The following is a 24,870-nucleotide window of genomic DNA, read 5'->3' as shown; positions in this document are numbered from 1 at the left end:
GTCCTCTCCTTTCTGTGAAACATCTTAATATAAAAAACTATAAATTTTTTATTTATGCACTTTGTCTTTTATATTCATAAACTTATTAATTAGTATATCTAAATCACGACTAAATAACAAAACTTTATCATGATCCAATCCGTGTCTCGCAACAAGTTGAATTAATTCTTTCTTTTTGTTTTCTATTTTATTTTGTAATTGTCCCATCTCCATCTCTATACTAAAACTCCCTTTTCCCATAATATTACTTGTAAAATTATAGTACATATTCTCTCATAAAAAAATAAAAAAATGGTTTTTTTTACAATTTTTTATTTTTCTATGCCTAAATTACGAATCATGTAAAGGTTTATTTACAAATCACTAACATACAATCCTAATGAATCTACAGGCATTTGTCTAATTATAAATGAGACTGGCTCGTTTTCTATACAAAAAACATACTGTATATAGTAGTCCATGAACCATATAGATTAACTTACTAAAAAGGAGGAAAACATATGAGTTATGGTGGAAGTTGCGCTGGTTTCGGCGGTGGATTTGCTTTGCTTATCGTACTATTCATCCTTCTAATCATCATCGGATGTAGCTGTTGGGGTGGCGGCGGATACGGATATTAATATATCCTATCCTTGACAAATGAACTAAAAACTATAGAAAAACAGCTCATATTTGAGCTGTTTTTTTCATACTTTCGTATGAATTTATATCCCTCTTATTTGCGATTTCAACTAGCAACATATTGTTTACTATGGAATAAGAAACATTTTTACTAAGGGGGATTACAATGATTAGAGGTCTTTACGAAGCACATTTACCTGTCCGCAACTTAAAAGTATCAATACCTTTCTATGAATCACTAGGGCTAAAATTATATAAAAGAGGAGATAATATTGCTTTCTTTTGGATTAAAGAAAATGAGAGCTGGCTCGGCCTTTGGGAAGGCACAGAATACAAAGTGAATTATCACCCCTCTTTACGACATATCGCCTTTCAAGTAAGTTTACATGATTTAGAAAATGCGATTCATTGGCTAAATCAAAAAGGAATTTCAGCACGAAAAGACTTTGGAATGGAACCAATTGAACCGATTGTTTTTCCGGAATTAGCACATGCAGCCGTATACTTTAACGACCCTGATGGAAATAGTTTAGAATTGATTGCACAATTACCTGTTGGACTTCCTACAGCGGAAAAAGTGTATTTGAGTGAGTGGAAAGAACAAATTCAAACATCGTCATTACATAAGGAATAATCTATTTATGTCCGTTTCTTATTCCACACTTCTTAAAACAAATAAAAACTTCAATAAACTATTTTATGGGCAAACATTAAGTGTACTTGGGGATTGGTTCCATACGGTAGCTTTATTAACATTTGTCTACAGCATAACGGAATCGCCGTTTATAATCGCACTTACTTTTATAAGTAAAGGTTTACCACAGCTTCTTCTTAGTCCATTCATAGGCGGAATTGTAGATCGTTTCTCTAAAAAGAATATTATGATTTTTACCGATATTACACGGGGAATTCTAGTCCTTACATACTTACTCGCAGGCTATAAAATTGAGATTATTTTCATTGCTAATATATGTTTATCTGTACTTGCTTGTTTATTTGAACCGGCTAAACAAGCAACCCTAAAAAATATCGTACACCAAAATCATTTCGTAACTGCTAACTCTCTTTCTAGTACAATTAATGGTTTTATGTCTATCATGGGGGCTTCTTTGGGCGGAGTAATTGCACAATCTTTACATATTGAGTTCGCTTTTTTAGTAAATAGCCTATCATACTTTCTTTCAGCCTATTTTATTTATAATATGAGTATTCCTGCTCATGATACTTGTAACAAGAACAATGCATTTTTCACTGATATAAAAGGTGGTTATACATACATATTACAAACAAAAATCATTTTAACATTAATTCTTGTCGGCATTTCATGGGGGATTATTGGAGGCGCTTATCAACTACTTCTAACGATCTATGCCGGAAAAATTTTCCATACAAACATTAGGATTTTATATACGGTTCAAGGGGCTGGACTTATGATAGGAAGCCTTCTCGTTAATCTTTATATATCCCATAATAAAGAAAAAATGAAAAAAGTATTCGGTTGGGCCTACTTATTACAAGGAATTTTCTTTCTCGGATTCATTCTATCCGATCAACTTATTATCGGTATCATTACTTTATTCTGTATGCGTATAGCAGGAGGAATCATCGTTCCACTTGATACGACATTACTTCAAACTTACACACACGAAAATATGATAGGTAAAGTTTTTTCATTCCATTATTCTATTTACGGATCTCTTATTCAGTTATCGATGTTTTTTACAGGAGGGCTGTTAGAAATTCTTTCTCCTCAAATGATTGGCAGTTTATTAGCTATATGTTGTATTTTTGTAAGTTTTATATGGCTGTTTTTATTTTATCGCGGGGAATTTAATGAAGAATCTCCTTCTACTTAATAGCATGTTTATAAACATGCTATTTTTATTTATGTCGAAATAAAGAGGAAAAAGACGATTTATTTTCCTTACGTTCTAATTTTTTAGAATGTACAATAAATTTAGATTATAAGAAAAGGGGTGCCATAATGTTTGACGATAGACTTACTATTTCAGCTGAGCAGCAGAAGCTCATTTCCAATGCAACTCGCATTCAAATTCTTCACCTTTTAAAAGATGAAGCACTTACTGCAAAACAAGTTGCTACTAAACTAAATAAATCTGCTGGAAGCGTACATTATCACGTTCAAATTTTATATGATGGAGGGTTGCTTGAATTAGTAGAAACGAAGGAAAAACGAGGGATTATTGAAAAATATTATAAAGCAAAAGCTGCTCATTTCTATATTGAAGAAAGCGGCACAGAAGGAACGAATACAGGTAGTCATATTGTATCTCATTTATTTTTAACTCCAGAGGAATTACAACAGCTTACTTGGGAGATTACACAAGTTTTATTACGCTGGGAAAACAAAACCGCTCGTCAATCAAACTCTGAAGAGGAATACGCTATTTCCTGCAGGATTAAAAAACAATGAAAGAAAGGACCATTTATTCATGAAAAATAAATTATTATTATTGTCGGGAACAGGAATTTCTCGTTTAGGTGATTTTATGTATCTCATCGCTCTAAACTTAATGGTGTTAAATAGCACAAACTCACCTGCTGCTGTAGCAGGATTATGGATTGTTGGTCCAATCGCCACTGTTGTTACAAAAATATGGTCTGGTAGTATAGTAGATCGATTAAACAAACGGTCCATTATGCTCATCACAGATATAATTCGAGCAGCTCTCATTGGCTGTATTCCATTATTTGATTCTATTTGGGCCATTTATATGTTCATCTTTTTAACTCGCATCGCTACATCATTTTTCGATCCAGCTTCATTTACTTATAAAACAATGCTCATACGAGCTGAAGAGCGCGCTCAATTTAATGCATGGAATAGCCTATGTACAAACGGGGCTTTTATTATCGGTCCAGCTCTTGCTGGAATACTTCTCACCACGTACTCAGCAGCCTTTGTTATTTACTGCAACTCACTTTCATTTCTACTTTCTACCATTCTCATTTACTTCTTGCCAAACATTACATTACAAACAAAGCAAAACGAAGAAGTTGCAAATACTTTTGTACAAACATTACGAAGTGATTGGAAACAAGTTTTTTCGTTCGCTCGAACAGAAACGTACATTATTCTCATATTCGTTTTATTTCAAGCGACTATGCTTGTTTCTATGGCACTCGATTCACAAGAAGTTGTTTTTACGAGGCAAGTACTGTTTTTAACCGATATAGAATACAGTATGCTTGTTAGTATAACTGGCGCTGCTTACGTTTCCGGTTCATTTCTCGTCTCTCTCTTTGCCAAACGATTACCAATTCAACATTGTATCGGATTAGGTATGATTTTCACAGCAATAGGCTATGTAATTTTCGCCTTTTCAAATTCATTTATAGTCGCAGCAGGTGGTTTCATTTTACTTGGTATTTCTTCATCATTTGCTGGTACTGGCTTTATAACATTTTATCAAAATAACATCCCTATATATATGATAGGACGTATCGATAGCGTGTTTGATTCCATAAAAAATTTCATCCAAATCTTTTTCGTTTTAGCAATTGGGGCATCCGCACAATTTCTTTCCGTTCAATTTACTGTAATAAGTAGCTCGTTACTCATTCTTTTCCTTTCCTGTTTATTAGCAATCCGGGTAATGACTCCTTCACGAGAAAAATACTTTAAAACTACAGGATCATCATTAGAATATTAAATGCAACATAAAAAGCGGCTATTTGCCGTGCAGTAAGCCTCCCACTGATTAAAGTTTCACTTTATGTTAAAATATTTATTAAATTTGATTATGTAGGGGGGCTATTTTGGAAATTATATTCATTTTCATATGTATTATATTAGTAGCTTCTATTTTACAAACAAGTACAGGTTTTGGCTTTTCTATTATGGCAACACCTTTCTTACTCATGTTATTTCTACCACAAGAAGCTATACAAATAAATATCATTTTATCATTAATTATTTCCATATCACTCATTTGGAAAATAAGAATAGATATTGATTTTATACTACTGAAAAGATTAATTTTCGGAAGTATAGTTGGTGTTCCTTTTGGCATTTTCATTTTCACTTCCATTAACATCAACACTTTTAAATTAGCAATTAGCATCCTGCTTTTACTATTAACGTTGATGCTAATATGCAACTTTAAGATTAAATCAACAAAATCTAGAGATTTCTTAGTGGGCGGATTATCCGGTCTTTTAACGACAAGTATCGGTATGCCAGGACCACCCCTGTTACTTTACTTTACAGGAACTGATACGAAAAAAGAGAAATTGAGAGCAACTACTTTAGCTTTTTATCTATTTATATATTTCATTAGCCTACTAACTCAAATACTCTTTACTGGCACAAACAAAACAATTTGGGAATCAAGTTTTTACGCTATTCCAATCGTATTTCTAGGTTTGTATATAGGGCAAATTATTTTCAAATGGCTTAATCAACGAATTTTCAAAATATTTACGTACATCCTTTTAAGTTGCACGGGTATGTATCTTCTTATTGAAAGTTTGCATTTATTATAAGTAAGTTTTTCAAAATACAAAATCATAAATAAAATACTAACCAAACGATAAAAAGCGGCTATTATGCCGCTTTTTATTTTCACATTAAATATTTTAAAACTAGAAGCCCAGCTATCGCTATTACAAACACATTGAAAAAAATCATCCAACTTTTTTCGAAATCTTTATATCTCTCTTCTTTCACTCCACATTGTTTTAGCTTTCCAATTAAAACTGTTAATTCTTGATTATACTCTTTACTTCCTAATTGTATATAATTGTTATTTATTTTAATTCCATATACATTTTTCATTTTTTTATGTTGCGAAACTGCTTGAATTGAGTTTACTAATACACTGTATTCATTTAACTTTTTAAAATAACAATCTAACGCTATAATTTGTAACTTTGTATTAGTTAAAACAATGTAATAATAAAATGTAGCACCTGTGGTTAATATATTAGGTATAACTTTAGAATTTACAAGACTTCCTTCTTCCACTAATATTTCACATTGTATTTCCTCTCCTTCTTGCAACTCTTTCCGAACTGATTCTTCCAACATTTGCACCGTTAATTTCTTCAATAACTCCCCGTTTTTCACATAATACTTATCTATATTTATAGATTCATTCGCTTCTTTCTCTAAACGTGTAATTTCTTCTTCTGAATATTGGAGCTCATTTAACATCGATAATAATCTTTTATCCATATTACACACTCCTTTTCCACAGTTTTTGAAGTTTTTTCTTCCCACGAGAAATTCGATTGTATATATAATCCGCCGTTACTTTTAATTCTTTTGCAATATCGTCAATGGAATATCCATCAATATACCTCTTTAAAAAGATATATCGATCTTTCTTATTTAAATCTTGAACAATTTCCATAATCTCTTCTTCTTGTTCTATTTCATACCTATCATGGACACTTGTATCTATTTCTACGTCCTTATCGATTTTATTCTCTTTATATACTTTCTTTTTATATTCCAATGCCTTCAATTTAGTAATACCAATCATCCAAGATTTTAAGTTTCCCTTTTCTGTATCAAATTGGTCGATATTAAACCAAATAACAGTAAATACATCGTTATAACAATCATCCACATATTGTTTTTCAGTAGGGGTACTTAATGATTTATGAATAATGTACAAAATTAATTTTCCATATTGATCAATCACTTCTTTCAAAGCATCTTGATCATGCTTTTTCATAGCTATAATTAAATCCTCTTCAGAATCGAAAATCATATGCATGTTCCTTCCTCAGTACCCCTTTAGCAGCTGCCTTTACTTACTATTGGTATTTCATTCTCATTTTCTATCACTTTTGTAAAAATTTATTAATTTTTATTTCTATGTATATGATAACAAACAAAATACCTAAGTTCAGAAAGAAAAAACAACTTTCTGGCCTTAGGTATTTCTCCTTTCAAAAAAGGCAAACCCACATCACAGGTTTGCCTCTTTACTCACTTCTTATTTAATCCTTTTTCACTTAAAAACTCTTTCATATGCATTCTTTTTTCTTTAGACATAAACGAACTCATTGATTCCGTCCATGTTACGCTTTTCTTGTTTGATGATCTTTCTTTGTAATACGAGTTCATCGTTTCATCATATTCATTTAATAATTCATCATATTTCTTTTCATCATATCCATTTTCATGAAGAACCGCTGCTACCGGTAAGCGTGGTTTAACTCCATGTTCTTCATCTGGTACACCGACTGTCATTCCGAATACAGGATATACTTTATTTGGTAAATGAAGCAATTCGCTCACTTCTCTCGGATTATTACGAATACCACCAATATAACAAATACCGTATCCTAATGACTCTGCTGCTAACGCTAAGTTTTGCGCAAAAAGTGAAGCATCTACCGTCGCAACGATAAAGTCTTCCACCCCTTCATGCTTTATCTCTGTACCATGTTTTTCACATGCAATTTCAAGTCGTTTTAAATCTGCACAACAAACAAAGAATGCTGCGCAGTCTTTCACATGGCGATTTCCGGATAACTCTGCTAATTTAGCCTTTAATTCCTGATTTGTTACATATATGACAGAATACGCCTGTACAAAATGTGATGAAGCCGCATGCTGTGCAGCGTGCACCATTTTTTCTACTACATCTTTCGGAATTGATTCTTCTTTATATTTACGAACTGAAACGTGTTGCTCTATCTTATGTATTATCTCATTCATGAAAATCACTCCTTTTTCTCTTCATAATGAAAAATTAACACATCTTTTTCAATATTCACAACTTATAAGCACAAAAAGAGCAATTCTTTTTGAATTGCTCTTTTTTAAAACGTCTATGAATACGGTAAATGAAATTATATTAATGGTAATTTAAATGAAATTTTTTCTTGTCTTATTACGCCGTTTTCAAAACTTTAATACCTTTTACGATATTCCAAATGAAGTAGTACATTCCTACAAGAATGAACACTGCATATGTGATAATCATTCCAATTCCAGCACCGTCAGATTGATTGAAACCTAAACCGTACATTCCTGATACTGCTAGTCCTCCAAATAAGATTGCGTATGGGAAAACATGTGACCAAAATGCTTTTTTCGCATGATACTTCACTTCATCTTCTGCAACAAAGTACACGATAATTGGTAGTAAAAATGGTGCAAAAAAGATACTAAAGTAACATAACGAAGATAAAATATTATTTCCTTTCATCCGATTCACCTCTAAATAGTTTTTGTTACTTTCATTATGTCAGGAAATCATTCTAGAAACTATCGCTTTACCTTTCACTAACGTGACATATTTGTAAGATTTTCCTCAAATTAAATCCCGTCTGAAGTTTCAGACGGGATCACTTTCACTATATTCGATTCATAAACCAATACTGTGTAATGGCTAAATATTCTCGTACATTCGATGGAATGATGATTGGTTTCGGTGTTTTTGCCGGAAGACCTTCTAATTGTAAACCTTGTTTGGCAGCTATTTTTTTCGCTCTAAACATATGAAAATCGTTTGTTACGATTATACCTTTTTTCATATCGGCTGGAATTAACGGTTTTGAGAATGTAATATTCTCATCTGTACTCGTAGATTTGTCCTCCATTATAATACGGTCTTCTGCGATGTTTTGTTTTATTAGTCCTTGTTTCATTGCTAATGCTTCTGAAATGTCTTCACCTTTTCCTTGTCCTCCAGATACGATAGCGATTGTTTTCTCATGTGATTTTAAATATTCAGCTGCTTTATCAATACGATATTGCAATGAATAAGATGGTTTCGTTCCATTTACTTTCGATCCTAGTACAATTATGTACTCAGCATCGTCACTTGCATTCATATGTCCATGCTTATAAATGTGATATTGTAAAAACCCCGCATATACGGCGCAAATCATTATAACAACTAAAATACACTTTATTATTTTCTTCTTTCTCATACTCATATACTCCTATTTTCTTTTACTTCCTTCATGATAATATCCATTTATTTGTTTGTATACAGACAAATTCCAATAAACCCTAAATTATCCTCTGAAAGGTAATATTTATATTACTTTCGGGAATAGTAAGTACAACTTTACACCAAGGAGTGTCTCTATTGCTTCTCTTTTTATGTAACGTGTCGTTCTTTTTCATCTTATTTTTACTATCGCTTAAGTTACTCGGTAAATCCGCGTTAGCACAACTAACTCCTCATGATTTTGGGGCTATAATCTTTTTATCTTATTTAGCTTTCCAGGCCATACCCGTCTCTGGTGCTTTACAAGCATTTCTCGGTATGGTTGTTATTACATGTTTACATTTACTCCTTACAAAATTAAGCCTATTCAACAAACTAAATCGTTTTATTCTCGGACACCCTATCATTTTAATTAAACATGGTGATATTATTTTTGAGAACTTACAAAAAAGTAGATATCCCATTGCCGAACTACTTTCTAATCTTCGCGTTGCAGGATATCCGAGTGTTCATGAAATTGAATACGCCATTTTAGAAGCGAACGGAGCTATTAGTATTTTACCAAAAAGAGAACTTGTACCATTAACTCCAAAAGATTTAAACATAGATGTTAAGTATGCTGGATTACCAATTGCACTTATCGTCGATTCACAAATTCAATACGATAACTTAAAGTTAATCCATAAAGATGAAAAATGGTTATATAAAGAATTAAAAGAAAAAGGAATTACAAATATTAAAAACGTTGCTTTCGCTTCTGTTCAAGAAACGGATGGATCTTTTGCGATTAGTTTAAAGGAATAAAAAAATCCCCTTAATTGCTTAAGGGGATTTTCTTCATCATATCGCTTCTTTCTCTCCTGCCATATTTAATGGAACAGGATGTTTCATACGATTCATCGTAAATACGATAATTGCTGTCATTACTTCAGCAACTGGCATAACGAGCCAAATTCCGTTTATCCCAAATAATTTCGGCATAATCCATAACAATGGAATGATAAATAGTAACCCTCGGCTCATTATAATCAGTACTGATTTCTTCGTTTGTCGCACTGATTGGAAGTACTCTCCATACACAATGTTATAGCCTAAAAATACGTATTGAATAAAGAATAAGCTAATACCCGTTAATGTTAACTCCAATAATTCTGGAGATTGGACATCAAATAGACCAATGATATATTTCCCGAAGAATAATCCGACAATTATCGCAATGCCCCCAAGTACAACAGCAATTTTCACAGCAAACTGCAATCCTTCACGCAATCTTTCTGATAAGTTTGCCCCGTAATGGAAACTAGCAATCGGTTGCAATGCAGCACCTACACCGAAGAATAATAGTAATGCCATTGCATGAATACTATTCACCATCGCATAGGAAGCTACTCCTACTTCTCCTGCATATTGGACGAATGCGATATTAAAACCAATCGTTACGATTGCAACCGTACTTTCTGCTGTAAAACTTGGGAAACCAATCACCATAATTTGTTTGACAGTATCCCATTCAAAATGGAATTTCGTCCATTTTAAAATACTACTTTTTCTAAAGAAATGAGTTAATAATACAAGGAAACCAATCGCTGCCGAAAGAATAGTCGCTGAAGCAGCACCTGTTACCCCCCATCCAAAGATAAAAATAAAGATATAGTCAAATACTATATTTAATACAGCCGTTACAACAAGACCTGCCATTGCTAAATTAGGATTTCCATCATTTCGTATAAATGTACTTAAAATATTTTCTAAAACGTATATCATTCCAAATGTTAATAATACGTGTAAATAGTCTAACGCATATGGTAAAATCACTTCATTTGCACCAAATAAGTACGCTAAATCTTCTATTCTCCATAAACAAATAGCCGCTAAAACACCTACGATAACAACTGCTACCGTCATGGATTGAGTAAAAATAGACCTTGCTCTTTCTCGTTTATTTTCACCTAATGCAATGGAATATAACGTTGCCCCGCCCATTCCGATCCATAATGAAATAGAGAAAAAAATCGAAAACGCTGGAATAGCCACGTTTACTCCTGCTAAACCGTTCGCCCCAACTCCTCTACTAATCATGACCGCATCAATTACAATATTAACTGACATTAATACCATTCCTAGAACAGCTGGTATTAAATAAGAAATAAATAAACTTTTTATCGGTTTTTCTCTTAATTTTTCTGTTGCTTCCATACTCTAATATGCTCCTTTTTTCAACTCTCTTTCCTCAGTTTAAACCTTCAAGTAACTTGAAGGTCAATAGAGAATTAAAAAATAGGTAACTTAATTATCGCGTTTGATGCTCATTTGTAATTATAAGAGTCCTATAACTTATTGCTTTGTTTTTTCATTATAGGAATTTGAATTTCTGTTACTTGCTCCTCTGGATTTTCTGTTACAGACCAATCAATTAATGCAATCTCAATCGAATCTCCGTCTATTTCATATCCTTCTTGATCAATATATTTTATTAATTTCTTATATGTTTCATCAGTTTCTTCATATGGCCCATGGTGATATACACAGGCAAATATACCTGCTTTAATTTCATCTGAACTATTCACTTGAAAGGGCATGTAATCCAAAAGAATGAAAACACTACTATATGCTTGAAACTCATTTTGCATTAATCCTTTTTTCGCAACAGTTACACCAATATCTCCAGAAAATAAACTATCATCCATTTGCCTCATATTTTTTTGCAACGAATGGATGTAGTACTCAAACATATCATCCGTCGTATTTGGAGCAACCGCAATTGCTGTAATTTTCCGCTGCGGGATCTCTTTAATTACCATTTGTTCAGCTTTTGCTTTTGTTGCTTCCTTAATTAAATGAATTCTATGTTCCATTTTTGCTAAAGCATATTCAATTTCTCTTTGTTTCTTCAGCATCATTTCTTGTTGTTTTTCCAGTAAATTGAGTGCGTATGTTGGATTTCTTTCATCAATATATTTCTTAATTTCCTTTAACGGAATATTTAACTGGCGTAAAAATTTAATCGTATCTAACAGTGAAAATTGATCGATTGTATAATAACGATAATTCGTTTGAGGATCAACAATGGACGGATGAAAAATTCCTTTTTCATCATAATACCTCAATGTAGATTCTGCGATATTATGCATTTTTGCCATTTCTCCAATTGTAAAGCGTTTATTTAATAACATGTTTCCTTCTCCAATTCATTAAAAATATTGCCTTATTTCTTCTTATTATATAGCCATTCCCTTCATACCTAAATCAAATTCCATCATGAAAATCTGCTATTTTTTCATTGATTTTTAATAAATTTTATTATATATTAATTACAGGTTCAAATTACGAGTTCAAAAGAACTTGTAATCAGACCCTTTTGTTTAATGGGTTTTACATATTTTCATTAGGCAAATTCCGAGAAATCGTATGATAAAATTAAAAATGACGAGGAGAGGATCAGATGGAATTCGAATTTTTCTTTCAAATTGCACTTATTTTATTAAGTACAAAGCTTGCTGGTGATCTTAGTGTTAGATTAGGTCAACCTTCTGTACTAGGTAAATTAATTGTCGGTATCGTTATCGGTCCAGCTGTATTAGGTTGGATTGAAAATTCAGAGCTTCTAACTCAATTAAGTAATGTCGGGGTTATTCTTTTAATGTTTATGGCTGGACTTGAAACAGACTTAGAAGAATTAAACGCAAATCGTAATTCTTCTTTAGCAGTTGCACTCGGAGGTATCATTCTTCCATTCGTAGGTGGTTACGTTTCCGGTCTTGTGATGGGAATGGAACAAGGAAACGCTGTATTCTTAGGATTACTTCTATGTGCGACAAGTGTTAGTATTTCCGTACAAACACTTCGTGATTTAGGTAAAATGAAAACACGTGAAAGTACGACGATGCTTGGAGCCGCTGTATTTGATGATATTCTTGTTGTTATTTTATTAGCATTTGCAATGAGCTTCTTAGGTACTGATGATGTTAACTTAACAATGGTTATCTTGAAGAAAGTAGTATTCTTCGCTTCTATTATTTTAATCGGATGGAAAGGTGTTCCTGCGATTATGCGCTGGTTATCACCACTGCGCGTATCTGAGTCTATCGTGAGCGCGGCTCTTATCATCTGTTTCTCATTCGCATATTTCGGCGAATTATTAGGAATTGCTGGTATTATCGGTGCTTTCGCTGCTGGTATTGCAATTTCTCAAACAAACTACAAACATGAAGTAGAAAAGAAAGTAGAACCAATTGCTTACGCTATGTTCGTTCCTGTATTCTTCGTTAGTATCGGTATGAATATTACATTTGACGGTATCGGCAATCAAATTTGGTTCATCTTAGCATTAACTGTTATCGCTGTATTAACGAAATTAATCGGCTGTGGATTCGGTGCACGAATGACTGGATTTGACGCTAAGTCTTCTGCAATTATCGGTGCTGGAATGGTTTCTCGTGGTGAAGTTGCACTTATCATCGCAGGAACAGGACTTTCTTCAGGTCTATTGGCACAAGATTACTTTACAGCAATCGTTATTGTCGTTATTTTAACTACAATGATTACACCACCAATGTTAAAATACACTTTTGGTGCAAAAGATAAAGCAATGAAAGCAAGTAAATAAATTTACTATAATAAAAGGAGATTGCTATTTTATAAGATAGCAATCTCCTTTTTGTTTTATCTTTAAACAATCCCGTTCTTTTTTAACCATTTTTCAAAAATAATTCGTGCTTCATCATCATCAATATCATTCCCAAATGAATACACCATAATGCCATAATCATCTATATATTTACCTAGCTTCATTCCCTCCACTTTCTTATAAAAATCGTCTGCCTCATAGTGCGGAATATAAGCATCCCAAACTGGTTCATTTATTCTTTTGTACGCCGTCACTTCTAAATCATATCCGTCTTCATAATATCCGATGTGATAATGTTTGTTAGGATCATATTTCTCCATTAAAAGTCCCCTCCTACTAAACAAAAGCGAGCCTTATATTACAGCTCGCTCCTCTCTCTCTATTTATTAAATACGCTCCATCGCTGTCTTCAACGTTCCAACAACGAAAGCAATCTCTTCACTTGAAATAACAAGAGGCGGCGCTAATGTTAAAACGTTATTATATCCTGCTGTTGTCATACCGTTTCGTCCTATAATTAAGCCCTTTTCTTTACAAGCATTTACAACACTTGCTATTTTATCATTATCAATTGGCTCTTTCGTCTCTTTATCATTTACTAATTCAATCCCAACTAATAGACCTTTTCCTCTAATATTCCCAACAAGTGGATGTTCCCCAATTTCATCTTTTAGTTGCTCTAATAAAAGGGAACCCATTTGTGCAGATCGCTCAATTAAATTTTCATTTTCCATAATCTCTAAATTTTTAAGTGCTAATGCACAAGCTGCTGGATTCCCACCAAATGTATTAATATGGCGGAAAAATTCATATTCTCCTTTACCTTTAAAAGCCTCATATATTTCTTTTTTCACAGCTGTTGCAGATAATGGTAAATATGCGCTCGTAATACCTTTTGCCATTGTAATAATATCTGGCTTCACATCATAATTCATAAATCCGAATGCTTTTCCTGTACGTCCAAAACCGCAAATCACTTCATCACTAATAAGCAAGGCACCGTGTTTTTGACACGTCTCATGAGCAGCTTTCATATAGTCTTGTGGTGGCATTAATATGCCCCCGCCTGTAATAATAGGTTCCATAATAAACGCAGCAATTGTTTCACTTAATTCCCACGTCATAACACGATCGACTTCTTTCACACATTCTACATCATAAATATGCTGCCCTTCAATTTCAGGCATACGGTAACAATCCGGTGGTGTTACATGTAAAAAACCTGAAGCAAACGGCTCATATTGATATCTACGCTGCGCTTGTCCCGTCGCTGCCATTGTCGCCATTGTATTCCCGTGATACCCTCGATAACGTGACATAAATTTATAACGATGTGGTTCACCTTTTTGAGCATAGTATTGTCTTGCTATTTTAAAAGCTGTTTCGTTCGCTTCTGAACCACTATTTGAGAAGAAAATAACATACTCTCCCCCAAGCCACTCATTTAACTTTTCAGCAAGCTTTATAGCTGGCTCATGGGATTGTGACATTGGAAAGTATGATAATGTTTGTAATTGCTTATAAGCCGCTTCTGCGAGCTCTTTTCTTCCATATCCACTATTCACACACCAAAGGCCACTCATACCATCTAAATATCTTTTTCCTTGTATATCTTCAACCCAGCACCCTTCAGCTTTTGCCCCTACCATTGTACTATTTGGACTAAAGGGACGCATTCCGTGCCAAACATATTGCTCATCTTTTGCTAATAATTCATCAGTTTGCTTCGTTTTCATCATTACTTCCACCTTCCATAACAACTTATTTTTCACAAAAGCTGCGCTGGTGCCATGATGACTTAAATTTCTCCCTGCTATTTTCATTCCACAAAATTAAGACAAATCCTACTTACAAATCAGTAATATTTACAAGAAAATGACAAAAGAAAAAAGAGCTTTTCTTATCTATCGAAAAGCTCCTCTTTTATTTAATGTGAAGACGCATCGCTAATGCCATGACCAGTATTAGATTTCACGAGAATTTCATCAAATTTCGCTGCATCTTCTTTCTTACTAGATAAAACCGTTCCTAAATATGCTGCAAGAAATCCGAGTGGAATTGAAATAATTCCTGGTGTCGTATATGGGAATAACGCTTCCCCAACAAAAATAGCTTTTCCAGCTACAGGGTTCCAAACATTCGGACTCAACGCTACGAGAACAATTGCTGATACGAGACCTACAATCATACCCGAAATAGCACCCGTTGTATTAAAACGCTTCCAATATATTGTAAATAAAATTACTGGTAGATTTGCACTCGCTGCAACTGCAAATGCTAATGATACTAAAAATGCTACGTTTAATGTTTGGGCAAATAATGCAAGTATGATAGATAGTATCGCTACTCCAATAGATGCATAACGAGCCATGGATACTTGCTCTTTTTCCGTTGATTTTCCTTTACGAATGATTTCATTATAAAAATCATGAGCGAATGCTGATGCTGCTGTTAATACAAGACCTGCCACTACAGCCAAAATCGTTGCAAAAGCAATTGCTGATACGAAAGCAAATAAGAAGTCTCCACCTAACGCTTTGGCTAATAAAGGTGCCGCCATATTACCAGCTGGGTTCGCTTTAATAATCGCTTCATTTCCTACAAACGCTGCCGCACCAAATCCTAAGAAAATCGTCATAATATAAAATGCACCAATTAACCACGTCGCATATACGACAGATTGACGCGCAGTTTTTGCATCACGTACTGTAAAAAAGCGGACAAGTATATGTGGTAATCCAGCTGTACCAAGTACTAGCCCTAAATTTAAAGAAAGTGTATCAAGACCATCCTTATACTTTACACCTGGATTTAAAAATGAATCTTTTAAAGGTGTAGCTGTTTTCATTTGAGCGAACATTTCAGTCACGCTGAAGTTGAATTTTGCGAAAACGATAACAGAAATAATAAACGTACCAGCCATAAGTAATACAGCCTTTACGATTTGTACCCAGCTCGTTGCTGTCATACCTCCAAAAATAACATACACCGTCATAAGTGTTCCAACGATTAATACAGATGTCGTATATTCAATCCCTAATAATAATTTAATAAGTGCACCCGCGCCAACTAATTGTGCAATCATATAAAAGATAGAAATCGTCATCGTATTAAGAGCTGCAACTCCGCGAACTTTTTTCGCATCAAAGCGTGCTGCAATCATATCCGCCAAAGTGTACTTTCCTAAATTTCTAAGCGGTTCTGCAACAAGATACAGTACAACTAAATAAGCAACTAAAAAACCGATACTATAAAAGAATCCATCAAACCCAGTTAATGCGATTGCTCCGGCTATACCAAGAAATGAAGCAGCAGACATGTAATCTCCAGCGATGGCCAAACCATTTTGCCAACCAGTTAATCCCCCTCCGGCCGTATAAAATTCACTCGCATTTTTCGTTTTTTTCGATGCAAAATATGTTATGACGAGCGTACCAAGAACAATAATTAAAAATAGTGCAAATGCAGTAGTATTCAAGTTCAGCCCCTCCTTTTTTGCATATCTTGCAGAATTTTTTGGGAGATTTCATCAAATGATTCTGCTTTTTTGCTATAAATCATACATAGTGCCCATGTCATAATAAATTGGGAAAAAGCAAATACCCACGCCCATGTAACGTCACCAAATGCAGGTGTATTAAGCACCCTTGAATACGACGTTAAAATAGGCAGTGCAATAAAAAAACTAAAAAAGAAAATACTCATTGGAACGATAAACTTCTTTTTCGTATTTAATAACAATTGAAATTCTTCCGACTGAACAACCTCTGTATAATTCACCTCATTTTGCAACTTACGTGCTGACGTATCATCTCGTTTCATTAACCGATCCCCTCTCTTACTTGAAATACACTTCCCCCTTGCATACCTAAAGAATAAATTTTATAAATATTCAGAAACTTATACTCATTTTAGACAATCCATACATTCATGCAAAGATTTTTCGATAGACATTTTTCGGCAATTTCTCCTAAATTTTTAATATACTTTTTCAAAATAAAGTGACACCTTACTTATTTTTTCCTCATTAAGACAAAAGCAGTGCTTAACGCACTACTTTTGTCTTTTTTTCCTTTTCTAAATTACGAGCTGTTTCGCTTAACTCAACATCTTTTCCGTCTTTAAGTGTTCCAAATATAAAATCGAATACTGGATTTGAAACACCGAACCAAAACTTTTCGTTTTTATAATGGTGTAATATATGTTGTTTTTTTAGCCATCTTCCAAACTTAGTGACGGGACGAATCGGTCTATGGGCAATATAATGTTTCCATTCGTAAACGAGCAGCATGATAATCATTCCAATTCCAAATGAAAGTGTAATAGTAACACTTTTTGTAATACCATATGCTATAAGCAAATAAATAGTAAAACTAGGTATACTAAACCATACAGGTAAAAACAAAAGTTTTAAATCCTCTGGATATACGTGGTGATCATAATGTAATCTTCTTAACATTTTTAATAGAAATGTGTTTTTAGGTGGCTTTATATGGAATAAAAAACGATGTGTCATATATTCATTAAGTGTATAGAAAACAATCCCAAACATACATGCTAACATGCCAACCCAAGAGAAAAATTGCATTTTTAAAATAATAATGAAAATAAATAGAATGCTATACATAATAACGATATCATGTTGTAAAAAGAACTCTTTCCCCACTTTCTTCATCTTGTTTCCCCCTTTTCCCAAAAAACAGCCGCAACATATCGTTACGACTATTTCTTTTCTATTCTTATTCTATTCACTTTACAAATTTGCCTGCTGTTCTATTGTCGAGAAAAAATTATTTGGTCCAAATATATTTTGCTTCGGAATAATATGTTCCACTGCAAACACTGTTACTCCTCCTCTTTGCACTTCTCCAATAATGAGACCAAATATTTCATGATTTACTGCAAACGTCGGTTGCTTTGTTTGTAGCAATCTTGCAGCATTATGAAATACCGCTTCATATAGTGGATTTCTATCAGTAATTTCTTTTCGGATTTTTGGCGCTAACGTAATGATAATTTCTTTTCCGTCAATAGTGGTTCGATACATAAAAATCTCCCCTTCAATCTTATGTGAACAACTGTAAAGCTTTGTATGCAAAATGTATAGAATATCCTACTAAAATAATACCTGCTCCGGCTGTTATATAGCCAAGCGCTTTTGGTTTTAATAAAGTTCTTCCAAAATGTACAGAAAAAGCAATATTTAAATTCCATAAAATAATACCAGCAATAATGCAAAGACTGTATAAAAAAGCTTCTTGTTTCGTTACCTTCGTAAGTAATGAGCTAAGTGTACTTCCGTATATACCAAACCAAAAAACAAGATTTAATGGATTGGATATCGCAATTAAAAATCCTGCCATAAACGATTGCTTAAGGCCACCTACCTCTTCTTTTTTATATTCCATATTCGAGTGGAAAATTCCTTGTTTTACACTTTGAAATCCTAAATAAAATAACAAGAAAAAACCCGTGCAATACATGAAGGCTTGTACATATGTATACATAAACACAGAAGATAAACCGAAATAAATGAGTAACATAAATAAAACATCTGCAGTCATTCCACCAATTCCAACAACCCAAGCATGCCAAAACCCACGTTCAATTCCTCGTTTTAACATTTCAATATTAATCGGCCCTACTGGTGCAGCTAATGAAATACCTAATACGATTTGCTGTATAATTGCTCCAAACATCGCTCTATCCTTTCTACTCTCTTTATTACTAGTTAATGATATAATTTGAAAAAACAGACTAGCTTTCGTAATAAAATACCCTTTTTTATCCAAAATATACAAAAGAGCCATCTAGGTGATGGCTCTTACTTTTTTATCTTATGAAGAAAAGGGCATTTCCCTTTTATTGGTTCTACATCGTCTCCTATGAAATATTGTTTCCATTCACGATGCTCTGGGTCACCATAATGACTAATGTTAGGATGTTTCGGCAATTGATCCCACTTTTCAACTCGCTCACGGACCATTTGTCTTGAATATGCTCCTTTAGGACGATTTCCCTCTAATCCATCAAAAATAGTGCGTGACTGAAACCCAATAACGAGAGCATTCCCTAAATGTCTAGTTTTTCGTTGTTTATAAGCTGGCGCATTTCCAAATGCGAATATTGGCTCACCACCAAATGAAAATTCCCATAAATAATGGTCTGGATCTTCAGGAATTTGCTTTGGCCATGCTTGATCATCGTTTTCATGCAAATACTGTAGCACTTTCCAAAAAGAATCGCGGTAATATTCGAGTGATTGTTCTTCACATTCCGGTTCTATAAAAAGGAAAAAGCCCCTTCTTACAATCGGCCTCTCTTTCATTAACTCTAAAAAAGATAACATTGTATGCGGCAAATGACTCCAATCATTATGAGAAAGAAATGAATAACGAAGTTCATTCTTTTTCAAAGCTGTTAAACCGAAATAACATGGAAAAGTTGGTTCTAACACGACACTTGAAAAAATCTCAAATTCTTTTGCAACCCAATCCGGTATGTCGGTTCTCGTTCTTATTCCTTCATTATCTAATAAATAAGACTTATTCATTCTTTCACCTCATTATGTATAGCATTCAATTAAGAATATTACATACTCGGCCTGTCCTATACCTATTTAAAAATTTGACTGAAAAATTATTTAAAAATACAAAAAATAAAATCGCTTACTTGACTAAATTCTCCCAATTCGTGTATATTTAAATTAATCATTTAGCAGAATATTCAAGAATATAGCATTTTTAGTTTATATTATTTTTTAAATGAATTTCACTAAATGAAAATAGTAAACGCTTTTAGGAGGAATTATAACATGCAAGGAAAAGTAAAATGGTTTAACAACGAAAAAGGTTTTGGATTTATCGAAATGGAAGGCGCTGACGATGTATTCGTACATTTCTCTGCTATTCAAGGAGACGGCTACAAAGCTTTAGAAGAAGGTCAAGAAGTATCTTTCGACATTACTGAAGGTAACCGCGGACCTCAAGCTGCTAACGTAGTAAAACTTTAATCCAACATATAACAGGAGGTTACCTTACTTGGTAACCTCCTTTATTATTCCTTTGTATATTTCCGTTTTACAGAGCAAAAACTATGTGAAATGCGCAATATACAAAGGAGGCAGTAACAATGGGATCAGAAGTAAATGATTTTGAAGAAGTAAAATTCCGTGTAGAAACAGCACAAAAAATGGTAGGATCAGCAACAATTTCAATGGATCCAGATACATTAGAGCATGCTACTACTGCAGTAGAAGCAGCTCGCTCACAGCTTGAAATTATGAAATCTGTTGCAGTAGATTTAGATGAACCATTTTTAATGAACGAGGAAAAGAAACTAAGCAAATGCGAGCAGCAATTAAACGAAGCAAAGCACTAAAAAACATCCAGAGAATTTTCTCTGGATGTTTTTTTATGACAACTGTTCTCCATATTTTTTCAATGTTTCTCCAACTGTACATTGTCTTATACAAAATGAATGAGCATAATACTTACTATTTGTCTTTCGATTATGTTCTCGCAAGAAACATCCTTCACAATATGTTTCTAATAAGTCATTTACCTCTGTAATGAGTTGCTTTTTATCCACCTTTGCACCTCTCTATTCGGTTATTTCTTTATGACTATCAATGACTGTCCCTTCTAATGCTTGCGTTGCTAATTGATGTGCTTCTTTATTTTGTTTTCTAGATATCGGTTCACATACAAGTTTTAATTTCATTTGCTTCGCCTTTTGTTCAATTTGATCTAAATAATGGTTTAAATGCTCATCATAACAAGGCCATTCTCCGGCTAATTGCTGCAGTACCACTTGTGAGTCTCCGCGAAGTGTAACTGCTTCATACTTAATCCCTAGTTCCTCGAGTATATTCATACCGTATAATAATGATGCATATTCCGCTTCATTATTATCATATATACCTTCTATATATGCATTGCGGCGAATGCGGTAGTTTGTATTTCCTTTTTTATAATACACACATATACCAACGCCAGCTTCTTTCGTTTGCACATCATACCCCCCATCAAAATAAACGAGTATTTCTTGGGGCTCTTCCTCTACTTGCTTACTTAACTTTTTCATCTCTTTTAATGACCATTCTGCGTCCATTTCATCGTAAAATAAAAGTTCCTTAGCTCTTCCTGTTTTCTCAAAATCCTCTGCAAATTGAAGTACTTCTTCTATGTTCATATACTCTGTTGTTAATTCCGTCTGCAATCCACGCTTCGTTTTATACAACCAATGAATTTTATATTTCATACTACATTCCCCTTATGTAAGACTTCTTATATATATCCGGCTAATTGAAGCCTCACTTTATTTTATTATATTTTATCTAGAGTCACAGCATTATATTCAATATGATTACATACAAAAAGAGCTATTCCTATAGGAATAGCTCTTTCATCTATTACATAAATCTTTCAAATTGTACTCGCTTATTAATCCAGTACATTACAGGCATACCGATCGCCATGACAACAAATTCACCAATTGCACAAGTTAACCAAGACAACATAAATGGTAAACCCAATGCAAGATGAAGTTCAATTGCAATCATAAACATTGTAATTGTAAAGATAACTGTATTAAAAATCATACGAGCCCAAACACCTTTAATAAATCGCATAGAAATAATCGTTGCAACTAACGCAAGAATAGATTGCCCTACTCCAAATACTAAATCGTAAGCGATCATAGGTGAGAAAAAGAGATTCGTTAAAAATACACCTAATACAATTCCGTAAATTGCTTTCTTGTTAAATACAACGAGATGATTAAACATCTCTGAAATACGAAATTGTACATTCGTAAAGCCAAATGGCTGAATAAGCATAGAAACAGCAATATATAATGCCGCTAAAATACCATTACCGACTAAAGTTCTAATATTCATGACAAAATCTCCTTAGTTTTTTTACGTGGGATGGTTTCGAACCACGTTATTCGTTTTTTAAGCAACAAGATTATATTTTACGTGGTAGCCCCTCTTTCGTCAATAGATTCCTATCATAAACTACCTTTTTCCTTTTAGACAACGTATAATGAAACATATGAAAGATTTAGGAGGTTTCACTTCATGACAGCAACAATTCAAAATGAAAAAGTGATCGTTTCCATTTCTGACAAAGGTGCAGAATTACAGAGCGTTCGCTTAAAAGAAGACAACACAGAATATTTATGGCAAGGTGATTCTACTTATTGGGGACGCCGTGCACCAATTTTGTTCCCAATTGTCGGCCGATTAGTAGATAATACATACTACGTAGACGGTAAACCATATTCATTAACACAACACGGTTTCGCTCGTGATCTTACTTTCTCTGTGAAAGAACAAAGCGAAACAAAAATCACTTATATCGTTACTAGTAATGAAGAAACATTAAAAAAATACCCATACGAATTCGAATTACTCGTTTCTTATGAGCTAAATGGACAAAGCGTTCATGTAACATATGAAGTAAACAATCCTACTTCTAAAGAGATGTTCTTCTCAATCGGAGCACACCCTGGATTCAACTTCCCCTTATTGGACGGTGAATCATTTACAGATTATCATTTATCATTTAATGGTTCGGAACGCTTAGAAACAAGCGTATTAGAAGGACCTTATCTTTCAAACAAAAAGCAATTAATCGCTGAAAATACAACTGAATTGCCACTTACATATGATTTATTCAAAAATGATGCGCTTATTTTTGAAAATATGAATACGAATGAAATTTCGATTCGTTCTCATAAACATAATAAATTTGTAAAAGTAGAATTTGATGGCTTCCCATTTGTCGGCGTATGGACACCAGGGGATAACGCACCTTTCTTATGTATTGAACCTTGGTATGGAATCGCTGATGAAATAAATCCAGCAAAAGATTTCAAGAACAAAAAGGGAATTCAATCTTTACAAGCGAATGAAACATTTACATGTCGTTATAGCATCACAATCGGATAACTACTCTATCCCCTACTTCAAAAAGCATTTAAGTAGGGGATAATCTTATAATTTGGAGGTTTCTCATTTTGATTGAAGTATATATTGATGGTGCATCAAAAGGAAATCCTGGTCCTTCTGGTGCAGGAGTGTTTATTAAAGGCGTTCAGCCACCTGTACAATTATCATTACCACTTGGAACAATGTCCAATCATGAAGCAGAATACCGCGCTTTACTTCTAGCATTAAAATATTGCATCGAGCATAATTATAGCACTGTCTCTTTTCGTACAGATTCCCAGCTTGTCGAACGGGCTGTTGAAAAGGAATACGCAAAAAATAAAATATTTGCACCTCTTTTAGATGAAGCGCTGCAGTACATAAAAAACTTCGATCTCTTTTTTATTAAGTGGATTCCAAGTAGTCAAAATAAAGTAGCTGATGAATTAGCTAGAAAAGCTATCTTACAAAATTAACGGGGGTATGAGTGTGAAAAAAGAGTGGATTGCTCCTCTTGCTTTATTATTTGTCTCTTTTATTTGGGGAGCTACGTTTGTTGTCGTTCAAAACGCTATGTCTTTCGTTGGTCCATTTACGTTTAATGGTATTCGCTTTTTATTCGCTGGAATTATTTTATTATTCGTTCAAATTATTTTCTCACAAAAAACTTCAAAACAAGATATAAAACATAGTAGCACGGCAGGGATAATCGTTGGTTTTTTCTTATTTGTCGGTTATTTATTGCAAACATTTGGCTTACTCTATACAACATCTTCAAAAGCAGGTTTCTTAACTGGGCTAAGCATTGTTATGGTCCCAATCTTATCATTTATCTTTTTAAAACAAAAAGCTACCATTTTCATCGTACTTGGTATTGCTGTAGCTACAACAGGTTTGTACTTATTAACAGCTGCTGATTCTTTCCAATTAAATATAGGAGATATACTTGTTCTCGGTTGTGCAGTCGCTTTCGCTGCCCATATTCTTATTAACGGCTTCTTTTCTAAAAAAATATCACCTTTATTATTAAGCACATCTCAAGTATTAGCTGTTGGTATATTTTCTTCTATTTGCGCTTTCTTGTTTGAAGATTGGGAAAAGTTATTTTCAGTATCACTATGGACGAATCAATCCTTTTTATTCGCACTCTTTCTAACTGCCCTGTTTGCAACATCTATTGCTTTTTTCATTCAAACATCGGCACAAAAACACACTTCTCCAACGAGAGTAGCAATTATTTTCGCAATGGAGCCCGTTTTTGCTGCCTTAACAGGCGTTCTCGTTGCAAATGAACAACTTTCTATTTCTGCTATTATCGGATGTCTATGTATTTTCCTAGGCATGATTTTTGTTGAATTACCTTCCAAAACAAAAAAAGAAGCGCAGGCTGCGTGAAGTTACGCTTGTAACTTCCGCATAAAAGCCTTAGCGCTTTTTTTATCTGTAATTTCTTCTTCTTTCAATCGTTCTAATAACGCAACGAAATAACTACCATCAAACTGCAATTGATGTTTAATTGTCGCTTCTATTGCTGCGTTCACAATCCCATCAGACGCACCAGTATATCCTTGTCCGAACATAATAAACCCTTGCGCTTCCTCTGATAATTTAAATCCTTTCGTATGTAAGAATGAAAGATAATCTTCTACTGTTTGCATGTTATTCCCACCTACTCAAAAATTCTCCATCTCCTATCATACATGTTTTTACACGCTATGAGAATGAAATTTCTTTGACAACTTTGTAAATCA

The 24,870-nt window shown here is 33.7% G+C and carries 33 protein-coding genes and 1 riboswitch; of the genes, 13 read left to right on the top strand and 20 right to left on the bottom strand.

Translation table 11 applies throughout. The features are described 5' to 3' along the window. Positions 1 to 48: 48 nt before the first annotated feature. Positions 49 to 267, bottom strand: coding sequence for an aspartyl-phosphate phosphatase Spo0E family protein (locus ACO6VI_RS09980; protein WP_000291691.1), 219 nt, complete (start codon positions 265 to 267; stop codon positions 49 to 51). 233 nt (positions 268 to 500) lie between these two features. Here ACO6VI_RS09980 and ACO6VI_RS09975 point away from each other — a divergent pair, with 233 nt between their 5' ends. From ACO6VI_RS09975 to ACO6VI_RS09950, 6 genes are all read left to right on the top strand, one after another. Beyond that, a complete protein-coding gene (locus tag ACO6VI_RS09975) occupies positions 501 to 620 on the top strand; it encodes a YjcZ family sporulation protein (RefSeq protein WP_000120179.1) in 120 nt (39 codons plus the stop codon). Positions 621 to 787: 167 nt separating this feature from the next. Beyond that, positions 788 to 1,255, top strand: a complete 468-nt coding sequence (locus ACO6VI_RS09970; protein ID WP_033696135.1) for a VOC family protein — start codon at positions 788 to 790, stop codon at positions 1,253 to 1,255. 7 nt (positions 1,256 to 1,262) lie between these two features. Next, positions 1,263 to 2,477 carry an MFS transporter gene (locus ACO6VI_RS09965; RefSeq protein WP_161519765.1) on the top strand — a complete coding sequence of 405 codons (1,215 nt, stop codon included), beginning with the start codon at positions 1,263 to 1,265 and terminating at the stop codon, positions 2,475 to 2,477. Positions 2,478 to 2,605: 128 nt separating this feature from the next. Beyond that, positions 2,606 to 3,055, top strand: a complete 450-nt coding sequence (locus tag ACO6VI_RS09960) for an ArsR/SmtB family transcription factor (protein WP_000459089.1) — start codon at positions 2,606 to 2,608, stop codon at positions 3,053 to 3,055. A 19-nt stretch (positions 3,056 to 3,074) separates the two neighbouring features. Further along, positions 3,075 to 4,295: an MFS transporter gene (locus ACO6VI_RS09955; protein ID WP_000791674.1), complete on the top strand. Its 1,221-nt coding sequence runs from the start codon at positions 3,075 to 3,077 to the stop codon at positions 4,293 to 4,295. A gap of 106 nt (positions 4,296 to 4,401) precedes the next feature. Next, positions 4,402 to 5,127, top strand: coding sequence for a sulfite exporter TauE/SafE family protein (locus ACO6VI_RS09950; protein ID WP_000402526.1), 726 nt, complete (start codon positions 4,402 to 4,404; stop codon positions 5,125 to 5,127). Between the two features lie 79 nt (positions 5,128 to 5,206). Here ACO6VI_RS09950 and ACO6VI_RS09945 read toward each other — a convergent pair whose 3' ends face one another. From ACO6VI_RS09945 to ACO6VI_RS09925, 5 genes are all read right to left on the bottom strand, one after another. Continuing rightward, positions 5,207 to 5,818: a flagellar motor switch protein FliG gene (locus ACO6VI_RS09945; protein ID WP_098834533.1), complete on the bottom strand. Its 612-nt coding sequence runs from the start codon at positions 5,816 to 5,818 to the stop codon at positions 5,207 to 5,209. 1 nt (position 5,819) lies between these two features. Beyond that, entirely contained in the window at positions 5,820 to 6,365 is a 546-nt protein-coding gene (locus ACO6VI_RS09940) for a sigma-70 family RNA polymerase sigma factor (protein WP_161519764.1), read from the bottom strand. A 215-nt stretch (positions 6,366 to 6,580) separates the two neighbouring features. Continuing rightward, positions 6,581 to 7,315 carry an oxygen-insensitive NADPH nitroreductase gene (nfsA, locus tag ACO6VI_RS09935; protein ID WP_097919829.1) on the bottom strand — a complete coding sequence of 245 codons (735 nt, stop codon included), beginning with the start codon at positions 7,313 to 7,315 and terminating at the stop codon, positions 6,581 to 6,583. Between the two features lie 175 nt (positions 7,316 to 7,490). Continuing rightward, positions 7,491 to 7,808, bottom strand: a complete 318-nt coding sequence (locus ACO6VI_RS09930; RefSeq protein WP_161519763.1) for a DUF4870 domain-containing protein — start codon at positions 7,806 to 7,808, stop codon at positions 7,491 to 7,493. Positions 7,809 to 7,956: 148 nt separating this feature from the next. After that, entirely contained in the window at positions 7,957 to 8,535 is a 579-nt protein-coding gene (locus ACO6VI_RS09925; RefSeq protein WP_161519762.1) for a YdcF family protein, read from the bottom strand. Between the two features lie 161 nt (positions 8,536 to 8,696). Between ACO6VI_RS09925 and ACO6VI_RS09920 the strand changes: the two genes are divergently transcribed. Then, entirely contained in the window at positions 8,697 to 9,362 is a 666-nt protein-coding gene (locus ACO6VI_RS09920) for a DUF421 domain-containing protein (RefSeq protein ID WP_000923922.1), read from the top strand. Between the two features lie 36 nt (positions 9,363 to 9,398). On the opposite strand, the gene ACO6VI_RS09915 is transcribed toward ACO6VI_RS09920, so the two are convergent. Continuing rightward, positions 9,399 to 10,754, bottom strand: coding sequence for an MATE family efflux transporter (locus ACO6VI_RS09915; protein ID WP_000388396.1), 1,356 nt, complete (start codon positions 10,752 to 10,754; stop codon positions 9,399 to 9,401). A gap of 131 nt (positions 10,755 to 10,885) precedes the next feature. Further along, entirely contained in the window at positions 10,886 to 11,731 is an 846-nt protein-coding gene (locus ACO6VI_RS09910) for a MerR family transcriptional regulator (RefSeq protein ID WP_000925940.1), read from the bottom strand. A gap of 269 nt (positions 11,732 to 12,000) precedes the next feature. Between ACO6VI_RS09910 and ACO6VI_RS09905 the strand changes: the two genes are divergently transcribed. Beyond that, complete coding sequence (locus ACO6VI_RS09905; RefSeq protein ID WP_000393901.1) at positions 12,001 to 13,164, top strand: cation:proton antiporter; 1,164 nt, start codon at positions 12,001 to 12,003, stop codon at positions 13,162 to 13,164. A gap of 62 nt (positions 13,165 to 13,226) precedes the next feature. Here ACO6VI_RS09905 and ACO6VI_RS09900 read toward each other — a convergent pair whose 3' ends face one another. The 8 genes from ACO6VI_RS09900 to ACO6VI_RS09865 all read right to left on the bottom strand — a co-directional run bounded on the left by ACO6VI_RS09900 (position 13,227) and on the right by ACO6VI_RS09865 (position 19,738). Continuing rightward, entirely contained in the window at positions 13,227 to 13,505 is a 279-nt protein-coding gene (locus ACO6VI_RS09900) for a DUF3986 family protein (protein ID WP_000417068.1), read from the bottom strand. A gap of 66 nt (positions 13,506 to 13,571) precedes the next feature. After that, positions 13,572 to 14,921, bottom strand: a complete 1,350-nt coding sequence (locus tag ACO6VI_RS09895) for an aspartate aminotransferase family protein (RefSeq protein WP_161519761.1) — start codon at positions 14,919 to 14,921, stop codon at positions 13,572 to 13,574. A 191-nt stretch (positions 14,922 to 15,112) separates the two neighbouring features. Next, positions 15,113 to 16,663, bottom strand: a complete 1,551-nt coding sequence (locus ACO6VI_RS09890; protein ID WP_001098239.1) for a solute symporter family protein — start codon at positions 16,661 to 16,663, stop codon at positions 15,113 to 15,115. A gap of 2 nt (positions 16,664 to 16,665) precedes the next feature. Then, on the bottom strand, positions 16,666 to 17,007 hold the full coding sequence (locus ACO6VI_RS09885) for a DUF485 domain-containing protein (protein WP_161519760.1): 342 nt from the start codon (positions 17,005 to 17,007) through the stop codon (positions 16,666 to 16,668). A gap of 223 nt (positions 17,008 to 17,230) precedes the next feature. Further along, positions 17,231 to 17,860: a sterol desaturase family protein gene (locus ACO6VI_RS09880; RefSeq protein WP_000755393.1), complete on the bottom strand. Its 630-nt coding sequence runs from the start codon at positions 17,858 to 17,860 to the stop codon at positions 17,231 to 17,233. Positions 17,861 to 17,938: 78 nt separating this feature from the next. Further along, a complete protein-coding gene (locus ACO6VI_RS09875; protein ID WP_000286365.1) occupies positions 17,939 to 18,232 on the bottom strand; it encodes a hypothetical protein in 294 nt (97 codons plus the stop codon). Between the two features lie 19 nt (positions 18,233 to 18,251). Beyond that, complete coding sequence (locus ACO6VI_RS09870) at positions 18,252 to 18,995, bottom strand: LysE family transporter (protein WP_016513073.1); 744 nt, start codon at positions 18,993 to 18,995, stop codon at positions 18,252 to 18,254. A 14-nt stretch (positions 18,996 to 19,009) separates the two neighbouring features. Further along, on the bottom strand, positions 19,010 to 19,738 hold the full coding sequence (locus ACO6VI_RS09865) for a YqcI/YcgG family protein (RefSeq protein WP_161519759.1): 729 nt from the start codon (positions 19,736 to 19,738) through the stop codon (positions 19,010 to 19,012). A gap of 261 nt (positions 19,739 to 19,999) precedes the next feature. Between ACO6VI_RS09865 and cspB the strand changes: the two genes are divergently transcribed. Both cspB and ACO6VI_RS09855 read left to right on the top strand, forming a co-directional pair. After that, positions 20,000 to 20,197, top strand: a complete 198-nt coding sequence (gene cspB, locus ACO6VI_RS09860) for a cold shock-like protein CspB (protein ID WP_001161731.1) — start codon at positions 20,000 to 20,002, stop codon at positions 20,195 to 20,197. Positions 20,198 to 20,316: 119 nt separating this feature from the next. Continuing rightward, the gene (locus tag ACO6VI_RS09855; protein WP_000534400.1) at positions 20,317 to 20,565 is read left to right on the top strand and encodes a DUF2564 family protein; all 249 of its coding nucleotides are present in this window, start codon (positions 20,317 to 20,319) and stop codon (positions 20,563 to 20,565) included. Between the two features lie 33 nt (positions 20,566 to 20,598). On the opposite strand, the gene ACO6VI_RS09850 is transcribed toward ACO6VI_RS09855, so the two are convergent. The 3 genes from ACO6VI_RS09850 to ACO6VI_RS09840 all read right to left on the bottom strand — a co-directional run bounded on the left by ACO6VI_RS09850 (position 20,599) and on the right by ACO6VI_RS09840 (position 22,084). Then, the gene (locus ACO6VI_RS09850) at positions 20,599 to 20,775 is read right to left on the bottom strand and encodes a zinc-finger domain-containing protein (RefSeq protein ID WP_000358801.1); all 177 of its coding nucleotides are present in this window, start codon (positions 20,773 to 20,775) and stop codon (positions 20,599 to 20,601) included. Between the two features lie 12 nt (positions 20,776 to 20,787). Further along, entirely contained in the window at positions 20,788 to 21,447 is a 660-nt protein-coding gene (locus tag ACO6VI_RS09845; RefSeq protein WP_000875548.1) for a ribonuclease H family protein, read from the bottom strand. Positions 21,448 to 21,598: 151 nt separating this feature from the next. Beyond that, positions 21,599 to 22,084 (bottom strand): QueT transporter family protein, encoded by a 486-nt coding sequence (locus tag ACO6VI_RS09840; protein WP_001026474.1) that lies wholly within the window; start codon positions 22,082 to 22,084, stop codon positions 21,599 to 21,601. A 6-nt stretch (positions 22,085 to 22,090) separates the two neighbouring features. Beyond that, a riboswitch (PreQ1 riboswitch) is annotated at positions 22,091 to 22,135 on the bottom strand. A 132-nt stretch (positions 22,136 to 22,267) separates the two neighbouring features. On the opposite strand from ACO6VI_RS09840, the gene ACO6VI_RS09835 reads away from it, so the two are divergent. The 3 genes from ACO6VI_RS09835 (at position 22,268) to ACO6VI_RS09825 (ending at position 24,514) form a co-directional block, all read left to right on the top strand. Next, positions 22,268 to 23,140, top strand: coding sequence for an aldose 1-epimerase family protein (locus tag ACO6VI_RS09835; RefSeq protein ID WP_161519758.1), 873 nt, complete (start codon positions 22,268 to 22,270; stop codon positions 23,138 to 23,140). Positions 23,141 to 23,208: 68 nt separating this feature from the next. Continuing rightward, complete coding sequence (locus tag ACO6VI_RS09830; RefSeq protein WP_000573877.1) at positions 23,209 to 23,595, top strand: reverse transcriptase-like protein; 387 nt, start codon at positions 23,209 to 23,211, stop codon at positions 23,593 to 23,595. 13 nt (positions 23,596 to 23,608) lie between these two features. After that, a complete protein-coding gene (locus tag ACO6VI_RS09825; RefSeq protein ID WP_000712599.1) occupies positions 23,609 to 24,514 on the top strand; it encodes a DMT family transporter in 906 nt (301 codons plus the stop codon). 2 nt (positions 24,515 to 24,516) lie between these two features. Here the strand turns inward: ACO6VI_RS09825 and ACO6VI_RS09820 are convergent, their stop codons facing one another. Then, entirely contained in the window at positions 24,517 to 24,777 is a 261-nt protein-coding gene (locus tag ACO6VI_RS09820) for a DUF6123 family protein (RefSeq protein WP_001195212.1), read from the bottom strand. Positions 24,778 to 24,870 lie beyond the last annotated feature (93 nt).

The sequence above is a fragment of the Bacillus sp. PSXD-155 genome (genome assembly GCF_049310765.1).
GTDB lineage: Bacteria > Bacillota > Bacilli > Bacillales > Bacillaceae_G > Bacillus_A > Bacillus_A cereus.
The sequence above is the reverse complement of the archived record's forward strand: the minus strand, read 5'-3'. Positions and strand labels throughout refer to the sequence as shown.

Coding starts and splice junctions, on each gene's coding strand:
- ACO6VI_RS09980 (WP_000291691.1), bottom strand. CDS start 267: ATGTACTATAATTTTACAAGTAATATTATGGGAAAAGGGAGTTTTAGT.
- ACO6VI_RS09975 (WP_000120179.1), top strand. CDS start 501: ATGAGTTATGGTGGAAGTTGCGCTGGTTTCGGCGGTGGATTTGCTTTG.
- ACO6VI_RS09970 (WP_033696135.1), top strand. CDS start 788: ATGATTAGAGGTCTTTACGAAGCACATTTACCTGTCCGCAACTTAAAA.
- ACO6VI_RS09965 (WP_161519765.1), top strand. CDS start 1,263: ATGTCCGTTTCTTATTCCACACTTCTTAAAACAAATAAAAACTTCAAT.
- ACO6VI_RS09960 (WP_000459089.1), top strand. CDS start 2,606: ATGTTTGACGATAGACTTACTATTTCAGCTGAGCAGCAGAAGCTCATT.
- ACO6VI_RS09955 (WP_000791674.1), top strand. CDS start 3,075: ATGAAAAATAAATTATTATTATTGTCGGGAACAGGAATTTCTCGTTTA.
- ACO6VI_RS09945 (WP_098834533.1), bottom strand. CDS start 5,818: ATGGATAAAAGATTATTATCGATGTTAAATGAGCTCCAATATTCAGAA.
- ACO6VI_RS09940 (WP_161519764.1), bottom strand. CDS start 6,365: ATGCATATGATTTTCGATTCTGAAGAGGATTTAATTATAGCTATGAAA.
- nfsA (WP_097919829.1), bottom strand. CDS start 7,315: ATGAATGAGATAATACATAAGATAGAGCAACACGTTTCAGTTCGTAAA.
- ACO6VI_RS09930 (WP_161519763.1), bottom strand. CDS start 7,808: ATGAAAGGAAATAATATTTTATCTTCGTTATGTTACTTTAGTATCTTT.
- ACO6VI_RS09925 (WP_161519762.1), bottom strand. CDS start 8,535: ATGAGAAAGAAGAAAATAATAAAGTGTATTTTAGTTGTTATAATGATT.
- ACO6VI_RS09915 (WP_000388396.1), bottom strand. CDS start 10,754: ATGGAAGCAACAGAAAAATTAAGAGAAAAACCGATAAAAAGTTTATTT.
- ACO6VI_RS09910 (WP_000925940.1), bottom strand. CDS start 11,731: ATGTTATTAAATAAACGCTTTACAATTGGAGAAATGGCAAAAATGCAT.
- ACO6VI_RS09905 (WP_000393901.1), top strand. CDS start 12,001: ATGGAATTCGAATTTTTCTTTCAAATTGCACTTATTTTATTAAGTACA.
- ACO6VI_RS09900 (WP_000417068.1), bottom strand. CDS start 13,505: ATGGAGAAATATGATCCTAACAAACATTATCACATCGGATATTATGAA.
- ACO6VI_RS09895 (WP_161519761.1), bottom strand. CDS start 14,921: ATGAAAACGAAGCAAACTGATGAATTATTAGCAAAAGATGAGCAATAT.
- ACO6VI_RS09885 (WP_161519760.1), bottom strand. CDS start 17,007: ATGAAACGAGATGATACGTCAGCACGTAAGTTGCAAAATGAGGTGAAT.
- ACO6VI_RS09880 (WP_000755393.1), bottom strand. CDS start 17,860: ATGAAGAAAGTGGGGAAAGAGTTCTTTTTACAACATGATATCGTTATT.
- ACO6VI_RS09875 (WP_000286365.1), bottom strand. CDS start 18,232: ATGTATCGAACCACTATTGACGGAAAAGAAATTATCATTACGTTAGCG.
- ACO6VI_RS09870 (WP_016513073.1), bottom strand. CDS start 18,995: ATGGCTCTTTTGTATATTTTGGATAAAAAAGGGTATTTTATTACGAAA.
- ACO6VI_RS09865 (WP_161519759.1), bottom strand. CDS start 19,738: ATGAATAAGTCTTATTTATTAGATAATGAAGGAATAAGAACGAGAACC.
- cspB (WP_001161731.1), top strand. CDS start 20,000: ATGCAAGGAAAAGTAAAATGGTTTAACAACGAAAAAGGTTTTGGATTT.
- ACO6VI_RS09855 (WP_000534400.1), top strand. CDS start 20,317: ATGGGATCAGAAGTAAATGATTTTGAAGAAGTAAAATTCCGTGTAGAA.
- ACO6VI_RS09845 (WP_000875548.1), bottom strand. CDS start 21,447: ATGAAATATAAAATTCATTGGTTGTATAAAACGAAGCGTGGATTGCAG.
- ACO6VI_RS09840 (WP_001026474.1), bottom strand. CDS start 22,084: ATGAATATTAGAACTTTAGTCGGTAATGGTATTTTAGCGGCATTATAT.
- ACO6VI_RS09835 (WP_161519758.1), top strand. CDS start 22,268: ATGACAGCAACAATTCAAAATGAAAAAGTGATCGTTTCCATTTCTGAC.
- ACO6VI_RS09820 (WP_001195212.1), bottom strand. CDS start 24,777: ATGCAAACAGTAGAAGATTATCTTTCATTCTTACATACGAAAGGATTT.